Genomic DNA, 23,613 nt, shown 5'->3' with positions numbered 1-23,613 from the left:
GCGCCCGTCGCCGTCCGGACGCGCCGCTGGGGCGGGACCCGCCGGGCCGGGCATACTGGGACCCGAGAAGGTCCAGCCGGAGCTGGACGCGGCCCCGGCGGACCCCGCTGTGCGGGCCCGAACCGAGGAGGACGCCCGATGACCGTGACCGACCCGACCCTGCGCCCGCGTCTGCACGTCGGCCTCACCGGCGGCATCGCCGCCGGCAAGTCCGCCGTGGCGGCCGAGCTGGAGCGGTGCGGCGCCCTGCTCGTGGACTCCGACGCCCTCGCCCGGCTCGTCCTGGAGCCCGGCACGGAGGGGCTGGCGGCCGTCCGTGAGGCCTTCGGCGATCGGGTCATCGCCGCCGACGGCTCGCTGGACCGCGCAGCGCTGGCCTCGATCGTGTTCGCCGATGCCGGCCAGCGCGAGCGTCTCAACAGGATCGTGCACCCGCGCGTGCGGCGCATGGCCCGGGAGATCGTGGCGCAGGCGGGCCCCGACGTCGTCGTGGTGCAGGACGTCCCCCTGCTCGTGGAGACGGGCCAGGCGGAGGCGTTCGACCTGGTCCTCGTGGTCCAGGCACCCCGGGAGGAGCGCATCCGCCGCATGGTCGAGGGCCGCGGCATGAGCGTCGAGGACGCCGAGGCCCGCATCGCCGCCCAGGCCACGGACGAGCAGCGGGCGGCGGTGGCCGACGTCGTGATCGTCAACGACGGCGACCTCGAGCGCCTGCGCGAGCTCACCCGCGCCGTGTGGCGGGGGATGGCCGCATGAGCCTGGCCAAGCAGATCAACCGCGTCGTCGCCCCCTTCGAGGTCGTCTCCCCGTACCAGCCCTCCGGCGACCAGCCCAAGGCCATCGCGGAGATCACCGAACGCGTCCAGGCCGGCGAGAAGGACGTGGTCCTGCTGGGCGCCACCGGCACCGGCAAGTCCGCCACCACGGCCTGGGTGATCGAGCAGCTGCAGCGGCCCACCCTCGTGATGGTCCAGAACAAGACCCTCGCCGCGCAGCTCGCCAACGAGTTCCGCGAGCTGCTGCCGAACAACGCGGTCGAGTACTTCGTCTCCTACTACGACTACTACCAGCCCGAGGCGTACGTCCCGCAGACGGACACGTTCATCGAGAAGGACTCCTCCATCAACGAGGAGGTCGAGCGCCTCCGCCACTCCGCCACCAACGCCCTGCTCACCCGCCGGGACGTGATCGTGGTCGCCACCGTCTCCTGCATCTACGGCCTCGGCACCCCGGAGGAGTACATCGAGCAGATGGTCACCCTCCGACGCGGCCAGCAGCTCGACCGCGACGTGCTGCTGCGCCGGTTCGTGCAGATGCAGTACGTCCGCAACGACGTCGACTTCCACCGCGGCACCTTCCGCGTGCGCGGGGACACCGTGGAGATCATCCCCATGTACGAGGAGCTCGCCGTGCGCATCGAGTTCTTCGGCGACGAGGTCGACTCCATCCAGACCCTGCACCCCCTCACCGGTCAGGTGGTGCGTGAGGAGGAGGAGATGTACATCTTCCCCGCCTCCCACTACGTCGCCGGCGACACCCGCATGGGCAAGGCCATCACCACCATCGAGGACGAGCTGCGCGCCCGCCTCCAGGAGCTCGAGTCCCAGGACAAGCTCCTCGAGGCCCAGCGCCTGCGCATGCGCACCACCTACGACCTCGAGATGATGCAGGAGATGGGCTACTGCAACGGCATCGAGAACTACTCCCGCCACATCGACGGGCGCCCCGCCGGCTCCGCCCCCCACTGCCTCCTCGACTACTTCCCCGACGACTTCCTCCTCGTCGTCGACGAGTCCCACGTGACCATCCCCCAGATCGGGGCCATGTACGAGGGGGACATGTCCCGCAAGCGCACGCTCGTGGAGCACGGCTTCCGCCTGCCCTCCGCCATGGACAACCGCCCCCTCAAGTGGGACGAGTTCCTCGAGCGCATCGGCCAGACCGTGTACCTCTCCGCGACCCCGGGCGCCTACGAGCTCTCCCAGGCCGACGGGTTCGTCGAGCAGATCATCCGCCCCACCGGCCTCGTCGACCCCCAGGTCGTGGTCAAGCCCACCGAGGGCCAGATCGACGACCTCCTCGAGCAGATCCGCGTCCGCACCGCCCGCGACGAGCGCGTGCTCGTCACCACCCTCACCAAGCGCATGGCCGAGGACCTCACCGAGTACCTCCTCGACGCCGGCGTCAAGGTCGAGTACCTCCACTCCGACGTCGACACCCTCCGCCGCGTCGAACTGCTCCGCGAACTCCGCCTCGGCACCTTCGACGTCCTCGTCGGCATCAACCTCCTCCGCGAGGGCCTCGACCTGCCCGAAGTGTCCCTCGTGGCCATCCTCGACGCGGACAAGGAGGGCTTCCTGCGCTCCACCACCTCCCTCATCCAGACCATCGGCCGCGCCGCCCGCAACGTCTCCGGCGAGGTCCACATGTACGCCGACAACATCACCGACTCCATGCGCCGCGCCATCGACGAGACCGAACGTCGCCGTGCCGTGCAGATCGCCTACAACGAGGAGCACGGGATCGACCCGACACCCCTGCGCAAGAAGATCGCCGACATCACCGACCAGCTCGCCCGCGAGGACGCCGACTCCGCCGACTTCCTCAAGGGCATGGGCGGCGTGAAGGCGGGCTTCACCTACGGCATGGGCCACCGCGGACTGTCCTCCCTCGACACGCAGACGCCACACGCCGACGGCGGCCCCGGCGGCTCCGCCCTCGACCCCGCCACCCTCCCCGCCAAGGACCTCGCCGACCTCATCGGCCAGATGTCCGCCCAGATGCACCAGGCCGCCACCGACCTCCAGTTCGAGCTCGCCGCCCGCCTCCGCGACGAGATCGGCGAGCTCAAGAAGGAGCTCCGGCAGATGAACCGCGAACAGTGACCCCCACCGGCCCCACCCCCGCCGGGCTCCTCGACAGCACCCCCCGCCGCTCCGCCCAACGCCGCACCGTCCGCACCCTCGCCGCCAGCCAGGTCTTCTCCGGCCTCGGCAACGGCTCCGCGCTCGCGGTGGGCTCCGTCATGGCCGTCGAGCTCAGCGGCCACGCCGGCTGGGGTGGGACCGCCACCATGGCCATGTCCCTGGCCGGGGCGCTGAGCGCCCTGCCCCTGGCCCGCCTCGCCCTCACCCACGGCCGGCGCACGGCCCTCACCGCCGCTTACGGCCTGGCCGCCCTCGGCACCGTCGGCATGGTCTTCGCCCCGGTGCTCGGCAGCTACCCGCTCCTGCTGGCCGCGGCGCTGCTCGTCGGCCTCGGCGCCGCCGGCAACCTCCAGGCCCGCTTCGCCGCCACCGACCTCGCCGACGACGCCACCCGCGGGCGGGACCTCGGTCTCGTGGTCTGGTCCATCACCCTCGGCGCCGTCGCCGGACCCAACCTCATCGGCCCGGGCGCGGCCCTGGCCCGGCCCTGGGGGCTGCCGGACACCTCCGGCCCGTTCCTGCTGTCCCTGACGGGCATGGTCCTCGCCGTCGTCATCCTGCAGATCGGGCTCCGTCCCGACCCGCTGACCACGGCCCTGCGCCTCGGCGGCGGATCCGCGGCTCCCCGCCCCCGACTCGCCGACGGCGTCGCCGTCCTGCGTCGGGAGCCCGCGGTGGCGCTGACCGTGACGGCCGTCATCACGGCGCACGCGGTCATGGTGGCCGTCATGTCCATGACCCCGGTGCACCTGGCCCGCCTGGCCCAGGGCTCTCACTTCGCGCACGCAGGGCACGCCTCCGACCTCCACACGGGCCCGGGCACGTTCGTGGTGATCGGGCTGGTCATCTCCCTGCACATCGCGGGCATGTACGCGCTCTCGCCCGCCATGGGGCACCTGGCCGACCGGTAGGGGCGGGTGCGGCTGACGGTGGCAGGCTCGGCCCGTGTCTCCGAGCCCGTCACGGGTCCGGACCAGGTGCTGGTCCAGGGGCTCGCCGATGCCGGCATGGGCCTGGTCGGGGCCCTGGGGGCCGGGCTCGCCGGTCTCGTGCTCGGGGTCGCCGGGTACGGGGGACTTGCGGCGGCGGCCGCCGTCCGCGCGCTCGGGGTGGCCGTGGCCGTCCTGCGCGGCGTCCCCGACCTGGTCACGCGCATCAGGACCGCTGATAATCGCTGATTATCAGCATTCGTGTAACATCAGTGGTATGAGCAGACCGGACAGCAGCGCCGCCGGCCCCGAGACCCCGATCCCCGCCGTCGCGGTCATCGCCGACATCGTCGGCTCGCGGGACCTGCCGGACCGCGCGGCGGCCCAGGCGGACATCCTGGCGGCGTTCGCGGCCGCGGACCGGCAGGTCGAGCCGCTGCTGGGGGCGTGGGCCACGGTGGGAGACGAGTTCCAGGCCCTGCACCGCCACTGGGCGTCGGCCGTGCGCAGCGTCCTGCGGGTCGCGCTCGCCCTGCCGGAGGGCGTGGAGCTGCGGTTCGGCCTCGGCGCCGGCGACCACGTCGAGGTGAGGGGCGCCGTCGCGGGGGAGGGCGGGCCCATCCTGGACGGCTCGGCCTGGCATCGGGCCCGGGCCGCGCTGGAGACGGCCGAGGCCCGCGCCACCGGGGCCGCCACCGCGTTCGTCGGGGAGGACGAGGCCCTGACCCTGGCCGTCGACGGCCAGCTGCTGCTGCGCGACCATCTCCTCCGGCGTCTCCGCAGCCGCGAGCGCCGGCTGGCCGGCGCCCTCCTGACCGGGCGGACGCAGGCGGAGGCGGCCACGGCCGAGCGCATCACCCAGTCCGCGGTGTCCCAGGCGGTGTCCCGCTCGGGCGTCCGCGAGCTGCTGGCCCTGGACGCCGAGCTCGCGTCCCTCCCGTCCTCCCTCGCCGCGGGGGAGGAGGCCCAATGACGGCCCTGGTCCTCCTCGCGCTCGGCGTCCATGACCTCGCCGCCGTCACGCCGGGGCGCGCCGCGCGCCGGCCCTGGCTCCGGCTCGTGGCGGCTGTCGTCGCGGTGCTCGCGGGGATCGTCGCGCTCACCCTGTCCGCCGGGGCAGGGCCGGGGACGCTGGCCTCCGCGTCCGTGGCCCTGGGCGCCGCCTGCGGGTGGCACGGACTCGCGGCGGCAGGGCGGCCCGTCTGGCGGACGGCAGCCCTGGGAGCGGTGGTGGTCCTGGCGGTCGCCGAGCACACCGGCGGCCTGGACGTGAGCCGCGCGCCGGTGGGCCTGACCCTGCTGGCCGCCGGCCTCGTGCTCGTCGAGACCGCCAACGTCGCGACCCGTGACGTGCTCGCCCTGGCGGGGCGGCCGTCGGGCGAAGCCGACCCCGCCCCTCAGGGCGAGGACGACGCGACCGGCCTGCGCGGCGGCCGCTTCATCGGTCCGATGGAGCGACTGCTCATGGTCGTGCTGGGCCTCATGGCGGCATGGCAGGTGGTCGCGGCGATCATGGCGGCCAAGGGCATCGTCCGCTTCCCGGAGATCTCCCGGGACGCGCGCTCACACGAGCCGAAGGGCGGGCCCCCCGGCGCCAGCGCGGAGGAGTTCCTCATCGGCTCGCTCGCCAGCTGGACCCTCGCCGCGGGAGCCGGGCTGCTCGTCCACCTCGCGCTGACAGCCCGCTGAGCCTGCGCGCGGGATACGATGACGCGTCCCCCTGCGAAAGGTCCCGCCCCGATGGATGTCCTGAGTCCCGCCTTCCAGACCACCACCCTCGTGGTCCTCGGCCTGATCCTGCTCTTCGACCTGCTGTACGTGGTCAAGCGCCCGCACGAGCCCTCCATGAAGGAGGCCGGACTCTGGATCGGCTTCTACGTCACCCTGGCGCTGATCTTCGCGGGCCTGCTGTTCGTCCTGGGAGACGTCCAGCACGGCACCGAGTTCCTGGCGGGCTGGGTCACGGAGTACAGCCTCTCGGTGGACAACCTGTTCGTGTTCCTCATCATCATGGCCAAGTTCCAGGTGCCGCGCCGGTATCAGCAGGAGGTCTTGATGGTGGGCATCATCATCGCCCTCATCGCGCGGGCAGTCTTCATCGCCATCGGTGCCGTGGCCATCGAGCACCTGAGCTGGATCTTCTACATCTTCGGCGCGTTCCTCCTGTTCACCGCCTGGCATCAGCTCAAGGACGACGACGACGGCGAAGAGGCCGAGCCCGGCCTGGTCGCCAAGCTGACCCGCCGCCTCAACGTGGCGGAGGGCTACGACGGCAACAAGCTGCGCACCACGGTGAACGGCAAGCGCATGTTCACCCCCATGGTGGTCGTGTTCATCACGATCGGACTGACGGACGTCATGTTCGCCGTCGACTCCATCCCGGCGATCTTCGGCCTCACGCAGAACTGGTTCATCGTCCTGACGGCCAACATCTTCGCCCTCATGGGCCTGCGCCAGCTCTACTTCCTGCTCGGCGGGCTCATGGACCGCCTCGTGTACCTCAAGCACGGCCTCGCGTTCATCCTGGCGTTCATCGGTGTCAAGCTCATCCTGCACGCGCTGCATGAGAACGAGCTGCCGTTCATCAACGGCGGCCAGCCCGTGCCCGTGCCCGAGATCTCCACCTTCCTCTCCCTCGGCGTCATCGTCGGCACGCTCGTGGTGGCCACGGTGGCCTCCCTGCTCTGGGGCAAGGCCGCCCACGAGGGCGACGTGCCGCGCGCCGAGTCCGCGGAGCGCATGCGCCAGGTGTCCGGCGCCGCGCGCCGCGACGACCGCTGAGCGTCCGCCGACCCGACGGCTATGGGGCCGGCCGCCCGCGGGCGACCGGCCCCGATGCTGTAGAGTGATCCTGTCGTAGGGGAGTATCCAGAACACTGCGGACGTCACCACGTGGACGGCGCGGCCGGTCGCCGGCCCCGTCCGCCGGACGCAGCGGCCCGCGCCGCCGGCCATGCCGGGGCGGGGTGGAGAGACTTGCGAGCCCTGACCGAGTCCCCCTCCCGAAAGGTGCTCCCGCGTGGAGATCAACGGATTGACCTGGGGCCTGACGATCGCGCTGATCGTCGGCCTCCTCGCCTTCGACTACGTCGCCCACGTGCGCAAGGCGCACACCCCCACGATCCGCGAGGCGGCGGTCTGGTCGGGGATCTACATCGCGCTGGCCCTGGCGTTCGGCCTGGTGTTCCTGCTCTTCGGGGACAGCCAGCACGCCGTCGAGTACTACACCGGATACATCCTCGAGAAGGCGCTCAGCGTCGACAACCTCTTCGTGTTCCTGGTGATCATGGCCAGCTTCGGCGTGCCGCGCGACTACCAGCAGAAGGTGCTGCTGTTCGGCATCACCTTCGCTATCGTCTCCCGCACGGTGTTCATCCTGATCGGCGCGGCGGCCATCGCGGCGTTCTCCTGGGTCTTCTACCTCTTCGGCCTGGCGCTGATCGTGATCGCGGGCCTGCAGCTCAAGAGCGAGATGGGCGATGCGGACGAGGCGGAGGAGGAGGCGGACAACGTCATGGTCCGCCTCGTGAAGCGGTTCCTTCCCGCGTCCGAGCACTACGACGGGGACCGGCTGTTCACCACGGAGGGCGGCAAGAGGCTGATGACGCCGATGCTGCTCGTGATGATCGCGATCGGCTTGACGGACATCCTCTTCGCGTTCGACTCCATCCCGGCGATCTACGGCGTCACCCAGGAGCCGTACATCGTGTTCGCCGCCACCGCGTTCTCCCTCATGGGCCTGCGCCAGTTGTTCTTCCTGATCGACGGCCTGCTGGACCGGCTCGTGTACCTCTCCCACGGCCTCGCCGCCATCCTCGCGTTCATCGGCGTCAAGCTGGTACTGCACGCGCTGCACGAGAACACGCTCGACTTCATCAACGACGGGCAGCCCGTCCCCGTCACGGAGATCCCCACCACCCTGTCGCTGCTCGTGGTGGTCGGCATCCTGGTCCTCACCGTGATGGCCTCGCTCGCCTCGCCCAAGGGCCAGGCGCTGCGCGCCCTGCAGAACGCGGAGAAGTACTCCCACCGCTACTTCGAGCTGGACGACTCGGCCACCCCCGCGGAGCGCGAGAAGGCCGCCACCCTGATGGACGAGTGGACCCGCCGCGCCGAGCGCGTGGACGGCAAGTGGCATGACCAGCTGATCGATCACAAGGACCGGTGGTCGGCGATCATCCGCCAGGCCCACGAGGCGCGCCTGGCGGACCCGCGCGACGCGGACGCCGCCGGTGTCTCGCAGAAGATCGTGGCCCAGGACGGGCCGACGGTCTGACCCGTCTCCCGACCCCGGGACCGGACACGACGACGAGGCCCCCTCCCGCCCGGGAGGGGGCCTCGTCGTCGGCCCAGGGCGGCGGGTCGGGGCGCCCCTCAGTCCTCGCCGCGGGCGAGGCTCAGCAGGCGGCGGACGATCGTGGCGCCGTCGTCGGCGAGCCCGTCGTGGTGGAAGGCGTCCGTCTCCCACACGCGCAGGCCCCGGACCCGGTCGGCGGTCTCGAGGGAGAGGTCGCGGTCCACGTAGACGTCGTGGGCGTAGACGGCGGCGGCGACGGGGACGTCGTTCGCGGCGAGGGCGTCCAGGTCGTACAGCGGGCCCCAGTCCTCTTTCTCGGCCAGCAGGCGGGCGGTCCCGGCGAGGGGACTCAGCGCGGCCTCCGTCTCGAAGGACCACGGCATCACGTGCTCGCCGGTGGGCAGTGGCGCGGGGGAGCGGGCCGGGTCGAACTCCGGGTGCTCGGCGAGCACCCGCGCCGCCGACCAGGCGGTGGCGGCGCGGCCGTCGGCCAGCGCGGCGGGCTGGGCGTAGATCGCCTCGTGCAGCACGGCGTAGAGCGGGTTCGTGCCGCGTTCCGCCTGGGCTGCGACGGCGGCGAGGAACGGCTCGGACAGCCGCGGTGCGGCGCCGGTGCGGTCCACCGCGTCCGCGAGGGTCCAGTGGAGCTGGTCCACCCGCGTGCTCCCGCCCAGCAGCATGCCCAGCTGCTGGACCCGGCCGACCGTCAGCGCGGACCCGTCCGGGAGCCGGACCGGCGCCCCGGCGGCCTCCGCGGCGCGCACCAGGGCCGTCGCCTCGTCCCACGCGGCCCGGTCCTCGGGATGGCGGGCGAAGAACTCCTCCGCGCGCTCGCGCATCCGGGCGTACGTGGCCCGGTAGACCCGGTCCGCGTGCCCCGTGAGCGGGGCCAGCCCGCCGGTGACCAGGCACCGCTCCAGGCCCTCCGGGTGCCAGGAGAGGTAGCTCAGCGTGCAGAAGCCGCCGAAGCTCTGGCCCAGCGTGGTCCACGGGCCCGCGCCGAGCGCGAGACGGACCATCTCCGCGTCCTGCACGATCGAGGGGGCGCGCAGGTGCGTCAGGTGCGCCGCCCGCGCCTCGTCCGTGGGGTGCGCGGCCAGCGTGGCCGCGGTGGCCGGCGTCGACCCCCCGGTGCCGCGCTGGTCCAGCAGGAGCAGGCGGAAGTCCGTGGTCAGCTCCCGCTGCCAGCCGTTGAGGCGTGCCGGCCGGGGCGCTCCGGAGCCGGGGCCGCCCTGCAGGTAGAGCAGCCACGGACGCTCGCCGTCCGGGTCGTCGGCGGCACGTACCTCGCGGGCCAGGACCTCGAGGGTGCCCCGGCCGCCCGGGCCCACGCCGGTCCCGTCCGCGTCCTGCGCACGGGCCTGCTCGAGCGTCAGGGAGTGGTCGATCGGCACGCGGAAACGGTGCTCGAGCACGGGCGTGCCGTCGAAGAGCACGGTGGCCGGGCCCGGCCGGTGCTCGGCCGCGCCGACGGCGGCGAACCCGCGGGGGTCGCCGGGGACGCGTCCCGCCGTCACAGGTCCCACCCGGGCACGGGCGCCCCCACGGAGAGCACGCGCACCACGGGGTGGCCGGCCTCGTCGGAGGCGTCCAGGTCCACCACTGCGTTGATGCCGTGGTCGTGGTCGCCGTCGTGGTCCTTGAGCACCTGGCGCACCGCCCACCACCGCGCGCCCGTCAGCTCCACCGGGCAGCGGCCCTGTGGGCGCTCTGCCACACGGAAGAACTCGGGGCCGCGTGCGGCGGGCCCGTCGTCGATGTCCTCGTGGTCGTCGAAGTAGGCGTCCAGGGCGTCCGCCCAGTCGTCCGCGGAGAGGTCGCCCGAGAGCTCGGCGAGCCGGGCGTCCTGCTCGTCGCCGAACAGCCGTACGCGCTGGAACAGCGCGTTGCGGACCATCACGCGGAACACGGCGGCGTTGTCGGTCAGCCGCGGCGGCGGGGTGGGCTCGAGGGACTCCATGTCCCGGCGCAGCTCGGCGATGTCCCCGGCCACCAGGTCCTCCCACTCCTCGAGGAGGGAGGAGTCGGTCTGCTTGACCATCTCGCCCAGCCAGTCCAGGAGCACCTGCAGGTCCTCGGTGCGGTCCTCCTGCGGCACGGTCTGGCGCAGGGCCTTGACCGCGTCCGTGAGGTAGCGCAGCAGCACGCCCTCGGAGCGGGCCAGGCCGTAGAACTGCACGTAGTCGCCGAAGCCCATGGCCCGCTCGAACATGTCCCGGACCACGGATTTGGGGGAGAGCTCGAACTCGGCCAGCCACGGGGCGTCCTGGCGGTACGTCTCGAACTGCTGCTCGAGCAGCTCGGCCAGCGGCTGCGGGTGGGTGACCTCGTCCAGGGCGCGCATGCGGTCCTGGTAGTCCATGCCCTCGGCCTTCATGGCGGCGACGGCCTCGCCCTTGGCCTTCTTGACCTGGGCCGAGAGGACCTGCCGGGGTGCGTCGAGCGTCGCCTCGATCACGGAGACCACATCCAGGTGGTGGTCCGGCTCGGCCGGGTCCAGCAGGTCCAGCGCCGCGAGGGCGAACGGGGAGAGCGGCTGGTTCAGGGCGAAGTCGGGCTGCAGGTCCACCGTCAGGTCCACGGTGCGCCCCTCGGCGTCGGGCTCGGGCAGCACCTCGACGACGCCGGTGGCCAGCAGCTCGCGGAAGATGCCCAGGGCGCGGCGCATGAGCTGGGCCTGCCGGGCCGGAGTCTCGTGGGTGGCGCGCAGCAGCCGGCGCACGGCGAGGACGGGGTCTCCGGGCCGGTCCAGGATGTTCAGCAGCATCGAGTGGGTGATCTTCATCCGGGAGACCAGCGGCTCCGGCTCGGAGGCCACGAGCTTCTCGAACGTGGCCGGGCCCCAGGAGACGAACCCCTGCGGCGGGGTCTTCTTCTTGGTCCCCTTCACGGACTGCTTCATGCGCTTGGCCCGCTCGGCCTCGTCCTTGACGGAGGCGAACTTCGCCGCGGCCCTGCGCTCGGCCGCCTTGTTCTCGATCACGTGCTCGGGGGCCTGGACCACCACGGTGCCCGTGGTGTCGAACCCGGCGCGCCCGGCGCGGCCGGCGATCTGGTGGAACTCGCGGGACTGCAGGATCCGCGTCCTCTCCCCGTCGAACTTGGACAGGGCGGTGATCAGCACGGTGCGGATGGGCACGTTGATCCCCACGCCGAGGGTGTCCGTGCCGGAGATCACCTTCAGGAGGCCCTCCTGGGCGAGCTTCTCCACGAGCCGGCGGTACTTGGGGAGCATGCCCGCGTGGTGCACGCCGATCCCCGCCCGGACCAGCCGGTTGAGGGTCTTGCCGAAACCGGCGGAGAACCGGAAGCCGGCGATGCGCTCCGCGATCGCCTCCTTCTCCTCCTTCGTCGTCACCGAGACGGAGGCCAGGCCCACCGCCGTCTCCACGGCGTCCAGCTGGGAGAAGTGCACGATGTACACCGGCGCCTGGTGGGTGGAGACGAGCTCCTCCACCTTCTCCTGCAGCGGCATGTCGGACCACTCGAAGGTCAGGGGGATGGGCCGCTCGGCATGGGCGACGACGGCGACCTCGCGCCCGGTGCGCCCGGCCAGGTCCGCCTCGAGGCGGGTCGTGTCGCCGAGGGTGGCCGACATCAGCAGGAACCGGGCCTGCGGCAGCTCGAGGAGGGGGACCTGCCAGGCCCAGCCACGGGAGGGGTCCGCGTAGTAGTGGAACTCGTCCATCACCACGGTGCCGATCCGCATGCCCGAGCCCTCGCGAAGGGCCCGGTTGGCCAGGATCTCCGCGGTGCAGCAGATGATGGGCGCGTCCGCGTTCACGGACGAGTCGCCGGTGACCATGCCGACGTTCTCCGCCCCGAACACGTCCACGAGGGCGAAGAACTTCTCCGAGACGAGTGCCTTGATGGGCGCCGTGTAGTAGGACACCGTCCCGTGCGCCAGCGCGTCGGCGTGGGCGCCGAGGGCCACGAGCGACTTCCCGGAGCCGGTCGGCGTCGCGAGGATCACGTGGTTGCCGGCCACCAGCTCGAGGACGGCCTCCTCCTGCGCGGGGTAGAGGCGGATCCCGCGGACGTCCGTCCAGGCGGTGAAGGCCTCGTAGACGGCGTCGCCGTCGGGGGAGCGTCCGAGGTCGGCGAGACGCTCGGTCAGGGAGGGCGCGGCGGGCGTGGGCACGGAGGCGGGGGCGTCGGAGGTCATCGTCCCCAGCGTATCCGCGGGGCGGGTCAGGAGCGGGCCGCGAGGCCGTCCAGGAGCAGGTCGATGCCGGTGAGGAAGCGCGCCGTCGGCTCGGGGGCCACCAGCCGGCGGGCGCGGGTGCGCAGGTGCGGGAAGCGGTCCTCGGGAAGCTCGGCCACGTGCGCGGTGAAGCTCACGAGCCAGGCCGTCACCTCGGCGTCGTCCACCCGGTGGCGGCGCTGCCACTGCTCGTGGACGTCCGCCACGGTGCACAGCATCATGCGGTCGTAGGCGGTGAGCGCGAGGTCGGGGTCCACCCCCTCGCCGGCCAGCCGGGCCAGCAGCTGCTCGAGGGCCTCCAGGTCGTCCGCGGTGCTCGGCGCGACTGCGGCGAAGAAGGCGTGCTGCGCCAGGTCGGCGTGCGCCGAGAGGCGCTCGTGCACCTCGAGGACGTGCCCGCGCAGGTCGGCGCGCCAGTCGCCGGAGTCGGGGAGCGGTCCCACGCCGCGGAGCACCTCGCGCACGGCCAGGTCGATCAGCCGTTCGCGGCTGCCGACGTGCGGGTAGAGGCTCGAGGCCGCGACGCCGAGATCCTCGGCCACCCGGCGCATGGTGACGGCGGCCACCCCCTGCGCGGCCGTGATGCGCAGGGCGGCATCGACGATCGCCTTCTCTGTGAGCCGACGACGGCGCTCCCGCCGGTGGAGGTCGCGGACGGCGCCGGGCGGGGCGGGGACGTCCACGTCGCGGGGGCCGAGGGGGTCGATCGGGGCGGGCATGAAGTCACCTTAGCGGGGCTGCCGACGCGGAGGGTGTGGGAGGTGAAGCGTGTTCGTTTCTGCCGAACGCTGTTCGGACAGCGGATGTGGTCGTTGCCATCGCCCCCCGACACCCAGCCTAGACGGGAGAGGCTCACCAGCCCCGCTCGCGCCACTCCTGCAGGCGGGGACGCTCGACGCCCAGCGTGGTGAAGGCGCCGTGGCCGGGGTGGACCACGACGTCGTCGTCGAAGGCGGCGAAGAGGCGCTGCTCGACGTCGTCGAGCAGGGTGGCGAAGCGCGCGGCGTCACCCCCGGTGTTGCCCACGCCGCCGGGGAAGAGGGAGTCGCCGGTGAAGAGGACGGCCGGCTCGTCCGCCTCGGGGCGGTAGGCCAGGGCGACCGAGCCCGGGGTGTGCCCGCGCAGGGCGATGACCTCGAGGGTGATCCCGTCGACCGTGACCGTCTCCCCGTGGTGGAGGACCACGTCCGGGGCGACGCCCGTGTCCGCGGCGATCGCCTCGGCGTCGTCCGCCCCGGCGGCCGTGCGGGCGCGGGTCACCGAGGCGAGCGCGGGCAGGGCGCGGACGTGGTCCCAGTGGCGGTGGGTGGTCACGATGAGGGCCAGGTGCGGCTCGCAGGGGGTGTCCGCCGACGCCGACGCCAGGAGCTCCCGCAGCGTCTCCGGTGCGTCCGCCGCGTCGATCAGGACCTGCGCTCCCGTGGTCTTGGACGTGATCGCATACGCGTTGTTGTCCATGTCGGAGACGGAGACGGCGCGCACGGTCACGGCGGGCAGGTCGTGGAGGAGACGGATCTCGGCGGAGGCGGACATGCGGGACAGTCTACGGACGGGGCCCGGCTCCGCCAGTGGCGGATCCGGGGCCGTCCGGCCCGTACCGCGTCCGGGCGCGCGCCTAGACTGGTCCGGTGCCGAAGAACACCGCCTCCACCCTCCCCGCCGCTCACGACGACGCCGCCCAGCCCCGCCCCGACGGCCTCGCCTCGGGCCCGGGACGCGGAGCCCGTGGCGCGGCCCAGCACGAGCGGATCGTGGTCAAGGGTGCCCGCGAGCACAACCTGAAGGACGTGGACGTCTCCCTCCCACGCGACGCCATGGTGGTGTTCACCGGACTGTCCGGATCGGGCAAGTCCTCCCTGGCGTTCGACACGATCTTCGCGGAGGGCCAGCGCCGCTACGTGGAGTCCCTCTCCTCGTACGCGCGCATGTTCCTCGGGCGCGTGGACAAGCCGGACGTGGACTTCATCGAGGGCCTGTCCCCGGCGGTCTCGATCGACCAGAAGTCCACCAACCGCAACCCGCGCTCCACGGTCGGCACCATCACGGAGATCTACGACTACATGCGCCTGCTCTGGGCCCGCGTCGGCGTGGCGCACTGCCCGGAGTGCGGCGAGGTGGTCAGCCGGCAGACGCCGCAGCAGATCGTGGACCAGCTCGAGGGCCTGCCCGAGCGCACCCGCTTCCAGGTCCTGGCCCCCGTCGTGCGCGGTCGCAAGGGCGAGTTCGTGGACCTGTTCTCCTCCCTGTCCACGCAGGGCTACGCGCGCGCCCTCGTCGACGGGGAGACCGTGCAGCTCTCGGACCCGCCGGCGCTGAAGAAGCAGAACAAGCACACGATCGCCGTCGTGGTCGACCGCCTGGCCATGAAGGAGGGCATCCGCCAGCGCCTCACGGACTCCGTGGAGACCGCCCTCAAGCTCGCCGACGGCCTCGTGGCGGTCGAGTTCGTGGACGTCCAGGTGGAGGACGAGCCCGGCAAGAAGAACACCGGGGAGTTCGCCGGCCGGGACGCGGAGGGCAACCCCCGGTTCCGCACGTTCTCCGAGAAGCTGTCCTGCCCCAACGGGCACGCGCAGACCGTGGACGAGATCGAGCCGCGCTCCTTCTCCTTCAACAACCCCTTCGGCGCATGCCCGGAGTGCACCGGCATCGGCTCGCGTCTGCAGGTGGACCCGGACCTCGTGGTGCCCAACGACGAGCTCTCGATCGAGGACGGCGCGATCGTCCCCTGGTCCCTCGGCAAGTCCACCTCGGACTACTGGATGCGCGTGCTCGGCGGCCTCGCCAAGGAGGCCGGATTCTCACTGAAGACCCCGTGGAAGGACCTGGCCAAGAAGCATCGGGAGGCCGTGCTGCACGGCAAGGACTTCAAGGTGGAGGTGGAGTTCCGCAACCGCTTCGGACGCACCCGCCGCTACACCACGGGCTTCGAGGGCGTGATCCCCTACGTGGTGCGCAAGCACGAGGAGACCGAGTCGGACTCGGCGCGCGAGCGCTACGAGTCCTTCATGCGGGAGATCCCGTGCCCGGTGTGCCACGGGGCGCGCCTGAACCCCACCGTGCTCAACGTGCGTGTGGGAGGCCTGTCCATCGCCGAGGCCACCGCGCTGCCCATGCGGGACGCCCTCGCCTTCGTGGACGGGCTCGACCTCACCGCACGGGAGCGCGCGATCGCGGACCAGGTGGTCAAGGAGATCCGTGCCCGCCTGGCGTTCCTGCTGGATGTGGGGCTGGAGTACCTGAACCTCGAGCGCAACGCCGGCACGCTCTCCGGCGGTGAGGCCCAGCGCATCCGCCTGGCCACGCAGATCGGCGCCGGCCTCGTCGGTGTCCTCTACGTCCTGGACGAGCCGTCGATCGGGCTGCACCAGCGGGACAACCGCCGCCTGATCGAGACGCTGCTGCGCCTCCGGGACCTGGGCAACACCCTGATCGTGGTCGAGCACGACGAGGACACGATCGGGGAGGCCGACTGGATCGTGGACATCGGGCCCCAGGCCGGCGAGCACGGCGGCGAGGTGGTCCACTCCGGCTCGCTCGAGGAGCTCAAGGCCAACACCCGCTCCATCACGGGTGACTACCTGGCCGGTCGGCGCAGCATCGAGGTGCCCGCGCAGCGGCGCACGCTCGAGAAGGGACGGAAGCTGACCGTCCGGGGCGCCACGGAGAACAACTTGAAGAACGTGACCGTGGACATCCCGCTCGGGGTGTTCACGGCGGTCACGGGCGTGTCCGGCTCGGGCAAGTCCACGCTGATCAACGAGATCCTCTACAAGGTGCTCGCGGACCGGCTCAACGGCGCCAAGCTCGTCCCGGGACGGCACCGCACCGTGCAGGGCCTGGAGCACCTGGACAAGGTCGTGCACGTGGACCAGAGCCCCATCGGCCGCACCCCGCGCTCCAACCCGGCCACCTACACGGGCGTGTTCGACTCCATCCGCAAGCTGTTCGCTGAGACGCCCGAGGCCAAGGTCCGCGGCTACCAGCAGGGGCGGTTCTCCTTCAACATCAAGGGCGGCCGCTGCGAGGCCTGCTCGGGGGACGGCACGCTCAAGATCGAGATGAACTTCCTGCCGGACGTGTACGTCCCGTGCGAGGTCTGCCACGGGGCCCGGTACAACCGCGAGACGCTCGAGGTGACGTACAAGGGCAAGAACATCGCTGAGGTCCTCGACATGCCGATCGAGGAGGCCGCCGAGTTCTTCAGCTCCTACACGAAGATCTCCCGATACCTGCGCACGCTGGTGGACGTCGGCCTCGGCTACGTGCGCCTCGGTCAGCCGGCCACCACCCTCTCCGGCGGCGAGGCCCAGCGGGTGAAGCTGGCGGCGGAGCTGCAGAAGCGCTCCAACGGGCGCACGGTGTACGTGCTGGACGAGCCCACCACGGGGCTGCACTTCGAGGACATCCGCAAGCTGCTGCAGGTGCTGCAGTCGCTCGTGGACAAGGGCAACAGTGTGATCACCATCGAGCACAACCTGGACGTGGTGAAGTGCGCCGACCACGTGATCGACCTCGGCCCCGAGGGCGGCTCGGGAGGTGGCACGATCGTGGCCACAGGCACGCCCGAGCAGGTCGCGCGGGTGGCGGAGAGCCACACCGGCCGCTTCCTCGCCGAGCTGCTCGGCTGACCGACCGACTCCCGGCCGGCGTCGCCCCGCCGGGCGACACCGGCCCCCGACCACGAGAGGCAGGCGAGGGAACCATGGCGACCTCCGAGCCCGTCCGCCGCGCGTTCGCCGGGATGTTCCGGCTCTCGTGCCGACCCCGCATCACCGGCCTGGAAAACGTGCCAGCGTCGGGTCCGTTCATCCTGGCCTCGAACCACCTGTCCTTCCTCGACTCGGTCCTGCTGCAGGCGCTGTGCCCGCGGCCCGTGCACTTCTCCGCCAAGGCGGAGTACTTCACCGCCCCCGGCCTCACCGGTCGGCTGCAGCGCCGGTTCTTCGAGTCCGTGGGGTCCATCCCCATCCAGCGGGGGGACCAGTCGGCCTCGGTGGCGGCGCTCGAATCGCTCGTGGCCCTGCTCGAGGACGGCCAGGGCGTGGGGATCTATCCCGAGGGCACGCGCAGCCGGGACGGTCGGCTCTACCGCGGGCGCACCGGCGTGGGCTGGCTGGCCCTCACCACGGGCGCCCCGGTGGTCCCCGTGGGCCTGCGGGGCACCGAGCGGCTGCAGCCGCCAGGCGGGCGCGGCTTCCGCCCGCACCGGTTCACCCTCGCGGCGGGAGAGCCCCTGTGGTTCGGCCATCCCGGGCGCCGACACGGCCTGCCCCAGCGGCGGCAGGCCACTGCTGACGTGATGGACGCGATCGCCGCACTCTCCGGCCAGGAGCGGGTGGACGAGTACAACGCGGCTCCGGGCGCCCGTGGCTGACCCGCGCACGTACCGCCCCGCGCCCGGGGAGATCTCCACGTCCCCCGGCGTGTACCGGTTCCGTGACCCGGACGGCCGGGTCGTCTACGTGGGCAAGGCCAAGAACCTTCGGGCGCGCCTGAGCTCCTACTTCCAGGACCCGGCGCGCCTGGCCACCAAGACCCGCACCATGGTGTTCACGGCATCGGCCGTGGAGTGGACCGTGGTGGGCTCCGAGCTCGAGGCTCTCCAGCTGGAGTACACGTGGATCAAGGAGTACCGGCCCCGGTTCAACATCATGTACCGGGACGACAAGTCCTACCCGTACCTGGCCGTGACCATGAACGAGCAGTTCCCGCGCGTGCTCGTGATGCGGGGGGACCGCAAGCCCGGGGTGACGTACTTCGGCCCGTTCCATCCCGCCAAGGCCATCCGCGAGACGGTGGACCTCATGCTCCGGGTGTTCCCCGTGCGCACGTGCTCGGCGGGCGTGTTCAAGCGCGCCCGCGCCCAGGACCGCCCGTGCCTGCTCGGCTACATCGGCAAGTGCTCCGCCCCGTGCGTCGGCCGGATCTCCCCGGCGGAGCACCGCGCGCTGGCCCAGGACTTCTGCGACTTCATGGCCGGGGACGCCGAACGGTTCGTGCGCGAGCTCGAGAAGGCGATGGCGGCCGCCGTCGAGGACCTGCGCTTCGAGGACGCCGCACGTCTGCGGGACGACATCGCCGCCCTGCGCCGCGTGTTCGAGCGCAACGCCGTGGTGCTGCCCGAGAACACCGAGGCGGACGTCTTCGCCCTGCACATGGACGAGCTCGAGGTCGCGGTGCAGGTGTTCCACGTCCGTCAGGGCCGCGTCCGCGGACAGCGCGGCTGGGTCATGGAGCGCGTGGAGGACGTCGGACAGGACGTCATGGTGGAGGAGCTCCTCAAGCAGGTGTACGGCGACCTCGGCGGCACCGAGCGCATCCCGCACGAAGTGCTGGTCCCGGTGGAACCGTCGGAGGCGGAGCAGCTCACCGCGTGGCTCTCCGGCCTGCGGGGCGCCCGCGTGCAGGTGAGGGTCCCGCAGCGGGGTGCGAAGGCCGACCTCATGGAGACCGTCCGGGAGAACGCCGAGATGGCACTCAAGCTCCACAAGACCCGCCGCTCGGGGGACCTCACGACCCGCTCGGCGGCGCTGCGGGATCTGCAGGACGCCCTCGGAATCGACGACCCGCTGCTGCGGATCGAGTGCTACGACATCTCGCACTCCCAGGGCACCAACGTCGTCGGCTCCATGGTGGTCGTCGAGGACGGCCTGCCCAAGAAGAAGGACTACCGGCGGTTCAACGTGACGGGGGAGGCTGCCCGGGACGACACGGCCTCGATGCGGGACGTGCTGCGCCGGCGCTTCGCACGCATGGCGAAGGAGCGTCAGGAAGGCGTCGTGGTGAGCGGGCAGCTGGAGGCCGACGAGGCCGACGCCGGCGACCGCCGGTTCGCGTACCCGCCCTCCCTCGTGGTCGTCGACGGCGGCCCGCCCCAGGTCGCCGCGGCCGCCTCCGTGCTCGAGGAGCTCGGCCTGGACGACCTGCCCGTGGTGGGGTTGGCGAAGCGCCTCGAGGAGGTGTGGGTGCCCGGGGACGAGTTCCCGGTGGTGCTGCCCCGCGCCTCGGAGGGCCTCTATCTTCTCCAGCGCATCCGCGACGAGTCCCACCGGTTCGCGATCGCGGGCCACCGCGGGCGCAGGACCAAGGCGATGACCGCCTCGGCCCTGGACGCCGTGCCCGGCCTGGGGCCCGCGCGGCGCCAGGCGCTGCTGAACCACTTCGGGTCCGTGGAGCAGATCCGCGCCGCCGGACCGGAGCGGCTCACCGAGGTGGCGGGCATCGGCCCGACCCTCGCGGAGACCGTGCACGCGGCCCTGACGGCGTCCGGGGACGGGGATACAGTGAGCGCATGAGCCTGGACCCCCAGCTGCAGCCCGAGAAGCCCCCGTCCTCCGAAGTCCTCGTCATCACCGGCATGTCCGGGGCGGGCCGGACGACGGCAGCCCACGCCCTGCAGGACCACGGGTGGTACGTGGTGGAGAACATGCCGCCGCAGCTGTTCATCACGCTGGCGGACCTGGTGGCCCGCTCACCCGAGGCGTTCCCGCGCCTGGCGATCGTGGTGGACGTGCGCTCCCGCACCTACCTCCATGAGCTGCGCGCGGCCCTGCAGCAGCTCGAGAGCGAGGGCGTGGAGTACCGCACCCTGTTCCTCGAGGCCGCGGACGACGTCCTCGTCCGCCGGTTCGAGGCCGGCCGGCGGCCCCACCCGCTGCAGGGCAACGCCCGGCTCCTGGATGGCATCCAGGCCGAGCGGGAGATCGTCTCCGAGCTCAAGGAGGCGGCCGACGTCGTCGTGGACACGAGTGCGCTGAACGTCCACGGCCTGGCCACGGAGGTCACGGAGCTGTTCTCCGAGGACGGCCCGGTGACCCTGCGGCTGAACGTCATGAGCTTCGGGTTCAAGTACGGGCTCCCCGCGGACGCCAACTTCGTGGCGGACATGCGGTTCATCCCGAATCCGCACTGGGTGCCGGCCCTGCGCCCCCACACGGGCAAGGAGACGGAGGTCTCCGACTACGTGCTGAGCCAGCCCGGCGTCGACGCGTTCCTCACCGCCTACCTGGCGGCCCTGGACCCTGTGTTCGAGGGGTACCGGCGGGAGAACAAGCACTACGCCACGCTGGCCGTGGGCTGCACAGGGGGCAAGCACCGCTCCGTGGCCGTGGCCGAGGAGCTCGCCCGCCGGATCGCCCAGCGCCCCCGGGTGACCGTCCACGTGGAGCACCGGGACATGGGCCGCGAATGACCCACCCGTCCCACACCCCGCTGACGGGTCAGCTGCCCCTGCCGCCGGCAGCCGCCACGCGCCCCTCGGGCGGCTCCCCGGGCGCGGCCCGCGCCGACCTCCGGGTGACCGCCCTGGGTGGTGGCCACGGCCTGTCGGCCTCACTGTCCGCGCTGCGCCTGATCGCCGGCCACCTGACCGCCGTGGTCACCGTGGCCGACGACGGCGGCTCCTCCGGCACCATCCGCCGCGAGATGGACGTCCTCCCACCCGGCGACCTCCGCATGGCGCTGGCCGCCCTGTGCGACGACACCGACTGGGGACGGACGTGGGCCCAGGCCATGCAGCACCGCTTCCGCTCGACCCAGGTCCCTCCGGAGCAGGCCGCCCTTGACGGTCACGCGCTGGGGAACCTGCTGATCGTGGCCCTGTGGGAGCTCCTGGGTGACCCCGTGGACGGCCTTCGCTGGGCCGGTGCCCTGCTGCGCGCCCACGGCGAGGTGCTGCCGGTCTCCCGCGTCCCGCTGACCATCGGCGGGGAGGTGCTCTCGGAGGCGGAGGGCGGCGCCCTGGTGCGCCGGCATGTGGAGGGCCAGGTGGCCCTCGCCCTGGCCGCCCGGGAGGGGCGCGTCACGGACGTCCGCCTGAGCCCGGCCGACGCGGCGGCCGCCCCCGAGGCGCTCGAGGCCATCGGTCGCGCCGACTGGGTGGTGATCGGCCCCGGCTCCCTGTACACCTCCGTCCTGCCGCACCTGCTGCTGCCGGACGTCCGCGCGGCCCTCGAGGGCACCTCCGCCGGACGGGTCTTCGTGTTGAACACGGACACCGGCACCCAGGAGACCACGGGCATGACGCATGCCGACCACCTCAAGGCGCTGCGTGCCCACGCGCCCGGGCTGCGCCTCGACGTCGTGGTGGCGGACGCGGACGCCGTCCGGGACCGCGACGCCGTCGTCGCCGAGGCGGCGCGCCTGGGGGCCAGGACGGCCTTCAGTAGAGTGAGCAGCCCCGCTGACCCCCTCGTCCACGACCCCCTGCGCCTGGCCGTGGCGCTCGACGAGGCCATGACCGCCTGACGTCCCTCGCGGCCCGGCGCGTCTGAACGCCCGGTCCGCCCCGTCGTCCATCCCCGAAGGAGCCCGACATGGCGCTGACCATGACCCTCAAGGAGGAGCTCGCCCGCGTCCCGGTGGCGTCCACGCCCGAACGGCGCGCCGAAGCGGCTTCGATGCTCCGGTTCGCCGGCGGCCTGCACCTGGTGTCCGGCCGCGTCGTGATCGAGGCCGAGCTCGACCACGGGGCCAGCGCCCGCCGCCTGCGCGCGGCCATCACCGAGGTCTACGGCCATGCCACGGAGATCGTGGTGGTGTCCGGAGGCAACCTGCGCCGGGGCCAGCGCTACGTGATCCGCGTGGTGGCCGGGGGAGAGGACCTCGCCCGCCAGAGCGGGCTGCTCGACCAGCGAGGCCGCCCCGTCCGCGGCCTGCCCCCGGCCCTGGTGCACGGCAGTGCGGCCGACACGGCTGCGGTGTGGCGCGGGGCGTTGCTGGCGCACGGTTCCCTGACCGAGCCCGGCCGCTCCTCCTCCCTGGAGGTCACCACACCCGGCCCCCAGGCCGCCCTTGCCCTCGTGGGGGCCGCCCGACGTCTGCACGTCGCGGCGAAGGCCCGTGAGGTCCGCCAGGCGGACCGGGTGGTGGTGCGTGACGGCGAGGCCATCGCCACGCTGCTCACCGCCGTCGGGGCCACCCAGACCGCCGCCCTGTGGCAGGAACGGCGCGAGCGCAAGGAGGTCCGTGCCACCGCGAACCGCCTGGCCAACTTCGACGACGCGAACCTGCGCCGCTCCGCGCAGGCGGCGGTGGCCGCCGGCGCCCGCGTGGAGCGGGCTCTCGAGATCCTGGGGGAGGACGTCCCGGAGCACCTGCTCTATGCCGGACGTCTGCGCTTGGAGAACAAGCAGGCCTCCCTCGACGAGCTGGGGCGGCTGGCCGATCCGCCGATGACGAAGGACGCGATCGCCGGACGCATCCGCCGGCTCCTGTCCACGGCGGACCGCCGTGCCGCGGAACTCGGCGTGCCCGGCACCGCAGAGGCCGGCCGCTGATCGGAGTCCGCCTCACCCGGACCCGGGGCCGGCAGGCGGGCGTGGGCGCGCGGGCCGTCGTCCATGGCGCCCGGCGCGCCGCGCCGTCCACAATGGGACCAGGAATACCCCGCATCCGTGCAGGGTTCCCGCACACAGCACCGCCGGTCAGCATCCCGCGGCCCGGCGGTGACGACTGAAGGAGGAAGCATGACGGAATTCACTCTGCCCGAGCTGGACTACGACTACGCCGCCCTGGAGCCGCACATCTCCGCGCGCATCATGGAGCTGCACCACTCGAAGCACCACGCCACGTACGTCAAGGGCGCCAACACGGCCCTGGAGAAGCTGGCGACGGCCCGCGACGCCGAGGACTTCAGCGCCGTCAACCAGCTCTCGAAGGACCTCGCCTTCAACCTCGGCGGTCACACGAACCACTCGATCTTCTGGAAGAACCTCTCGCCCGAGGGCGGTGACAAGCCGACCGGTGAGCTGGCCGCCGCGATCGACGAGCACTTCGGCTCGTTCGACAAGTTCCAGGCCCACTTCACCGCGGCCGCCCTGGGCATCCAGGGCTCCGGCTGGGCTGTGCTCGCCTACGAGCCCATCGGCGGCAACCTCGTGATCGAGCAGTTCTACGACCAGCAGAACGGCGTCCCGGTGGCCACGATCCCGCTGTTCCAGCTGGACATGTGGGAGCACGCCTTCTACCTGGACTACCAGAACGTCAAGGCCGACTACGTCAAGGCCGTGTGGAACATCGTCAACTGGGCGGACGTCCAGCAGCGCTTCGAGGCGGCCCGCCAGGGCGCCCGGGGCCTCGTGCTGCCGGCCTGACCCTGCCCCTCACCCTCCGTGGGTCGGCCCCCGTCGGGCGGCCGACCCCCGGACCGACGCCTCGAGCGTCGACAGTGGCCCCGTCCGACGACGTGCGTGGGCATGCATTCCGACTGACCATCCGTCCATGGACGCGCCCCACGACGGGCGCCAGGAAGCG

General features: G+C 72.4%; 19 protein-coding genes. 15 read left to right on the top strand and 4 right to left on the bottom strand.

The features are described 5' to 3' along the window. Positions 1–138 precede the first annotated feature (138 nt). From coaE to MA879_RS03150, 8 genes are all read left to right on the top strand, one after another. On the top strand, positions 139–756 hold the full coding sequence (gene coaE, locus MA879_RS03185) for a dephospho-CoA kinase (protein WP_248123433.1): 618 nt from the start codon (positions 139–141) through the stop codon (positions 754–756). After that, a complete protein-coding gene (gene uvrB / locus MA879_RS03180; RefSeq protein WP_248123432.1) occupies positions 753–2,885 on the top strand; it encodes an excinuclease ABC subunit UvrB in 2,133 nt (710 codons plus the stop codon). Before coaE ends, uvrB begins: the two co-directional genes overlap by 4 nt. Continuing rightward, positions 2,882–3,838, top strand: coding sequence for an MFS transporter (locus MA879_RS03175; RefSeq protein WP_248123431.1), 957 nt, complete (start codon positions 2,882–2,884; stop codon positions 3,836–3,838). The genes uvrB and MA879_RS03175 overlap by 4 nt, the downstream gene beginning before the upstream one ends. A gap of 18 nt (positions 3,839–3,856) precedes the next feature. Then, entirely contained in the window at positions 3,857–4,105 is a 249-nt protein-coding gene (locus MA879_RS03170) for a hypothetical protein (protein WP_248123430.1), read from the top strand. 28 nt (positions 4,106–4,133) lie between these two features. Beyond that, positions 4,134–4,829, top strand: a complete 696-nt coding sequence (locus MA879_RS03165) for a SatD family protein (RefSeq protein WP_248123429.1) — start codon at positions 4,134–4,136, stop codon at positions 4,827–4,829. Next, positions 4,826–5,545: a hypothetical protein gene (locus MA879_RS03160; RefSeq protein ID WP_248123428.1), complete on the top strand. Its 720-nt coding sequence runs from the start codon at positions 4,826–4,828 to the stop codon at positions 5,543–5,545. The genes MA879_RS03165 and MA879_RS03160 overlap by 4 nt, the downstream gene beginning before the upstream one ends. A 51-nt stretch (positions 5,546–5,596) precedes the next feature. Then, positions 5,597–6,637 (top strand): TerC family protein, encoded by a 1,041-nt coding sequence (locus MA879_RS03155; protein ID WP_248123427.1) that lies wholly within the window; start codon positions 5,597–5,599, stop codon positions 6,635–6,637. Between the two features lie 238 nt (positions 6,638–6,875). Then, positions 6,876–8,132, top strand: a complete 1,257-nt coding sequence (locus MA879_RS03150; protein ID WP_248123426.1) for a TerC/Alx family metal homeostasis membrane protein — start codon at positions 6,876–6,878, stop codon at positions 8,130–8,132. A gap of 98 nt (positions 8,133–8,230) precedes the next feature. On the opposite strand, the gene MA879_RS03145 is transcribed toward MA879_RS03150, so the two are convergent. The 4 genes from MA879_RS03145 to MA879_RS03130 form a co-directional block, all read right to left on the bottom strand. Continuing rightward, the gene (locus MA879_RS03145; protein ID WP_248123420.1) at positions 8,231–9,670 is read right to left on the bottom strand and encodes an alpha/beta fold hydrolase; all 1,440 of its coding nucleotides are present in this window, start codon (positions 9,668–9,670) and stop codon (positions 8,231–8,233) included. Next, entirely contained in the window at positions 9,667–12,318 is a 2,652-nt protein-coding gene (locus tag MA879_RS03140; RefSeq protein ID WP_248123418.1) for a DEAD/DEAH box helicase, read from the bottom strand. The genes MA879_RS03145 and MA879_RS03140 overlap by 4 nt, the downstream gene beginning before the upstream one ends. Positions 12,319–12,344: 26 nt before the next feature. Further along, positions 12,345–13,076 carry a TetR/AcrR family transcriptional regulator gene (locus tag MA879_RS03135; RefSeq protein WP_248123416.1) on the bottom strand — a complete coding sequence of 244 codons (732 nt, stop codon included), beginning with the start codon at positions 13,074–13,076 and terminating at the stop codon, positions 12,345–12,347. 133 nt (positions 13,077–13,209) lie between these two features. Beyond that, positions 13,210–13,890: an MBL fold metallo-hydrolase gene (locus tag MA879_RS03130; RefSeq protein WP_248123414.1), complete on the bottom strand. Its 681-nt coding sequence runs from the start codon at positions 13,888–13,890 to the stop codon at positions 13,210–13,212. Positions 13,891–14,105: 215 nt separating this feature from the next. Between MA879_RS03130 and uvrA the strand changes: the two genes are divergently transcribed. The 7 genes from uvrA to MA879_RS03095 all read left to right on the top strand — a co-directional run bounded on the left by uvrA (position 14,106) and on the right by MA879_RS03095 (position 23,453). Further along, positions 14,106–16,988: an excinuclease ABC subunit UvrA gene (uvrA, locus tag MA879_RS03125; RefSeq protein ID WP_418001210.1), complete on the top strand. Its 2,883-nt coding sequence runs from the start codon at positions 14,106–14,108 to the stop codon at positions 16,986–16,988. Between the two features lie 74 nt (positions 16,989–17,062). Continuing rightward, positions 17,063–17,734 (top strand): lysophospholipid acyltransferase family protein, encoded by a 672-nt coding sequence (locus tag MA879_RS03120; protein ID WP_248123409.1) that lies wholly within the window; start codon positions 17,063–17,065, stop codon positions 17,732–17,734. Then, positions 17,727–19,655: an excinuclease ABC subunit UvrC gene (gene uvrC / locus MA879_RS03115; protein WP_248123407.1), complete on the top strand. Its 1,929-nt coding sequence runs from the start codon at positions 17,727–17,729 to the stop codon at positions 19,653–19,655. Before MA879_RS03120 ends, uvrC begins: the two co-directional genes overlap by 8 nt. Next, complete coding sequence (rapZ, locus tag MA879_RS03110; protein ID WP_248123405.1) at positions 19,652–20,551, top strand: RNase adapter RapZ; 900 nt, start codon at positions 19,652–19,654, stop codon at positions 20,549–20,551. The genes uvrC and rapZ overlap by 4 nt, the downstream gene beginning before the upstream one ends. Further along, complete coding sequence (locus MA879_RS03105) at positions 20,548–21,606, top strand: gluconeogenesis factor YvcK family protein (protein ID WP_248123403.1); 1,059 nt, start codon at positions 20,548–20,550, stop codon at positions 21,604–21,606. Before rapZ ends, MA879_RS03105 begins: the two co-directional genes overlap by 4 nt. Positions 21,607–21,674: 68 nt before the next feature. Further along, positions 21,675–22,637, top strand: a complete 963-nt coding sequence (gene whiA / locus MA879_RS03100; RefSeq protein WP_248123401.1) for a DNA-binding protein WhiA — start codon at positions 21,675–21,677, stop codon at positions 22,635–22,637. Positions 22,638–22,826: 189 nt separating this feature from the next. Continuing rightward, positions 22,827–23,453, top strand: a complete 627-nt coding sequence (locus MA879_RS03095) for a superoxide dismutase (protein WP_248123399.1) — start codon at positions 22,827–22,829, stop codon at positions 23,451–23,453. Positions 23,454–23,613 lie beyond the last annotated feature (160 nt).

It is taken from the genome of Micrococcus lacusdianchii, assembly GCF_023155805.1.
GTDB lineage: Bacteria > Actinomycetota > Actinomycetes > Actinomycetales > Micrococcaceae > Micrococcus > Micrococcus lacusdianchii.
The sequence above is the reverse complement of the archived record's forward strand: the minus strand, read 5'-3'. Positions and strand labels throughout refer to the sequence as shown.